This is a genomic window from Ligaoa zhengdingensis (assembly GCF_014384885.1).
Lineage (GTDB): Bacteria > Bacillota > Clostridia > Oscillospirales > Ruminococcaceae > Ligaoa > Ligaoa zhengdingensis.
In genome coordinates, this window is the sequence record NZ_JACRST010000106.1 from 1 (window position 1) to 591 (window position 591).

At 54.8% G+C, this 591-nt stretch carries 1 protein-coding gene; it reads right to left on the minus strand.

Annotated features, from left to right (window positions below; translation table 11 throughout):
* The coding region (locus H8711_RS13915) for a hyaluronate lyase N-terminal domain-containing protein (protein ID WP_430413585.1) at positions 1 to 467 on the minus strand (467 nt) is incomplete at its 3' end.
* Between the last annotated feature and the right edge of the window lie 124 nt (positions 468 to 591).

Below are 591 nucleotides of genomic sequence, written 5' to 3' on the forward strand. Positions count from 1 at the left end.
AGCAGTTCCAGCCAGTTGCCCACTACCGCAGGGTCATCTGCGCTAAGGACATAGCTCTTATTTACATCGCTGCGAATGGCGATATCGCCGGTCTGCGCGGTCAGGGCCAGCATCTCCGCCTGGCTCGATACAGCATATGTTTCTGATATTGCAATCGCCGGTAGCACATCAACCGCCAGTTTGCCGCCAGTGCCAAGCACCGGGATATTGCCCGCCACTGTGCCAACGTCTTTTTGGGCGGCTGTCCCCGCGCCGATCACATCTTCGATATTGACCGTTGTTCCTTCTCCGCTGCCCGCGATATAGGCCAAGGCGCTCCAGGCTTTTACGCCGTCGCCAAACTTAATTTTCCCGGTATCAACCTCCAGCCCCAGCTCGCCTTTAAGCAGGATTGGGTTTGCCGCTTCCCATTGTACCGCCGTCGCATTGCGGGTTACAATGCGGCTGTTAAGCGTGATATTAGCCATCCGCACCACCTCCATTTATGATTTTGATGTCGTTGTAGTCCGATCCGACTACATAGTATTTCAGCGCATCCGCGTCCCAGCGGTAGGTTTTGTTCGTTCCGGTGTCGATGTACATGACGTAGAT